This window comes from Kitasatospora sp. NPDC093558, from assembly GCF_040683475.1.
GTDB lineage: Bacteria > Actinomycetota > Actinomycetes > Streptomycetales > Streptomycetaceae > Kitasatospora.
The window spans coordinates 1-1,981 of the sequence record NZ_JBFBDY010000949.1; the positions used below are offsets into that span (position 1 = coordinate 1).

3 protein-coding genes and 1 pseudogene are annotated in these 1,981 nt (G+C 73.9%); 2 read left to right on the forward strand and 2 right to left on the reverse strand.

Annotated elements, in window-relative coordinates:
• Nucleotides 1–841: phosphotransferase (locus AB0O00_RS37275; protein WP_363659131.1), on the forward strand; the 841-nt coding region annotated here is incomplete at its 5' end.
• Here the strand turns inward: AB0O00_RS37275 and AB0O00_RS37280 are convergent.
• Nucleotides 828–974, reverse strand: coding sequence for a hypothetical protein (locus tag AB0O00_RS37280; RefSeq protein WP_363659132.1), 147 nt, complete (start codon nt 972–974; stop codon nt 828–830). The genes AB0O00_RS37275 and AB0O00_RS37280 overlap by 14 nt on opposite strands.
• A gap of 149 nt (nt 975–1,123) precedes the next feature.
• Between AB0O00_RS37280 and AB0O00_RS37285 the strand changes: the two genes are divergently transcribed.
• Complete coding sequence (locus tag AB0O00_RS37285; protein WP_363659133.1) at nt 1,124–1,738, forward strand: TetR/AcrR family transcriptional regulator; 615 nt, start codon at nt 1,124–1,126, stop codon at nt 1,736–1,738.
• On the opposite strand, the pseudogene AB0O00_RS37290 reads toward AB0O00_RS37285, so the two are convergent.
• Nucleotides 1,728–1,981 (reverse strand): annotated as a pseudogene (locus AB0O00_RS37290) (sodium:solute symporter); the annotation flags it as partial. The gene AB0O00_RS37285 and the pseudogene AB0O00_RS37290 sit on opposite strands and share 11 nt — an antisense overlap.

Consider the following 1,981-nt stretch of genomic DNA (forward strand, 5'->3'; position numbering starts at 1 on the left):
CGAGAACTACTGGCCCGCGGCCGAGGGCGACGACGACCCGGCCGACCCGTTCTCGCCCGCCCTCGGCCTCGGCCCGTTCGAGGCGGCCCACGCACGGCTGGCCGGCCTCGGCGTCCGCGTCCCGGCGATTCGGCTCGTCGACCGCGACCGCGACCACGATCACGACAACCACCACGACCGCGCCTACGTCCCGGCCGATCTGGCGATCGTCGAGGACCTCCGGGGTGAGAGCCTGGAGGCGCTGCTCACCCGCGATCCGCGCGCCGCCGGCCCGGTCATGGCCCGGCTCCGGGAGGCGCTGGACGCGATGGCACGTCACCGCGCGCCCACGTACGGCAAGGTGGCCGTCGTCGACGGCGGTGGCGTGTCACACGGGTCGTCGTGCGAAGCCGTCGTGCTGGACCGGGCGCGCCGCGACCTCGCCGAGGCGGCCGGGCGGGATCCTCGGATCGCGGAGGCCTCCGGCCGGCTGGCGGAGCGCCTGCTGAGCCTGGCGGCAGCGGTGCGGCCACGCGCGGAGTACGCGGTGGTGCACGGTGAACTGGGGCCCGACCACGTGCTGGTGGACGCGGACGGGCGGCCGGTGCTGATCGACATCGAGGGCACGATGTACTTCGACGCCGAGTGGGAGCACGTCTTCCTCCGGATCCGCTTCCACGACGCCTACCGTCCCCTCTCGGCGCAAGGGCTGGACGAGGACCGCCTGGCCCTCTACACGCTGGCGCAGCGCCTCTCCCTGACGGCCGGACCGCTGCGCCTGCTCGACGGGGACTTCCCGGCCAGGGAGGCCATGGCGGCGATCGCCGAGCACAACCTGGTGGAGACGCTCAGAGCGTGGTGAACGGCTGGTGGTCGGCCAGGGCCAGTTGGCGGATGAAGGCGCCGACGCGGATGAGGAGCCTCGCGGGCAGGCGCCAGAGGGGCGAGCGGCCGGTTCCGTAGGCGGCCGGCCAGAGGGTGGGGATTCGCTTCATGCGCCCAGGATGGGTTCGCCCGGGCGGGCCCCGGGGGGATCGTGGACGATCCTGGACGGGGGCGTACGCCGAGGGTGGTGCGGGCCCTTCGCACGGAAGCGGAGGGCGGCTATCTTGGAACCGGTATTTCAAGTTAGCGAGGTGGCAACGTGCCGGACGTCAAGCACTTCGATCCGGATGCGGCGCTGGCGACCGTCGAGCGGCTGTTCTGGGAGCAGGGCATGTCCGCGACCGGGATCCAGGACATCGTGACCGCGACCGGGGTCAGCCGGTCGAGCCTGTACGCCACGTTCGGGGGCAAGCGCGAGTTGTACCTGGCGGCCCTGCGGCGGTACCGGGAGCAGCGCTCCCTGCCGATGATCAACCGGCTGGCCGAGGACGGGCGCGGGCTGCCGGCGATCGCCGAGTTCTTCACCCGGCTGATCGCCTCGCGCTGCTCGGGCGAGTACGCCCGGTGGGGCTGCATGGTCGCCAACGCGCACGCGGGGACGGAGAACGCCGATCCGGACGTCCTGGAGATCCTGGAGCTGCACCACGGGCAGCTGCGGGAGGCGATGCACGCGGCGCTCCTGGCCGCGCAGGAGGCCGGCCGCCTCGCACCCGGTGTGGACCCGGAGGCTTCCGCGGAACTGCTGGTCCTGCTCGCGTACGGGGTGAACCTGCGCTCCCGGGCGGGTGCCGACGCGACGTCGCTCGGGTCGACGGTGACCGCGACCCTCGCGACGCTCGGCGGCCCGGCCGGGCACGGGTCCCTCAGCGGGTGAGCGCGTCGGCACCGGCACCGGCACCGGCACCGGCACCGGCCACGGGCCGGGCCCGCGATGACGGTGACGCGTCGCGGGTGTAGTCGTCCGGGCTGGTCTCGTCGGTGCCCGCCGGGGCACCGAGCGCACGCAGGACGACGGTCAGGACCACGGCCACCAGGGCGTTGAGCGCGAACGCCGTGAGCCCGATGTAGCCGGTCTGCCCGATGCCGGGGATCGCCGCCGCGCTGCCGCCGAAGTGCT

Coding starts and splice junctions, on each gene's coding strand:
- AB0O00_RS37280 (WP_363659132.1), bottom strand. CDS start 974: ATGAAGCGAATCCCCACCCTCTGGCCGGCCGCCTACGGAACCGGCCGC.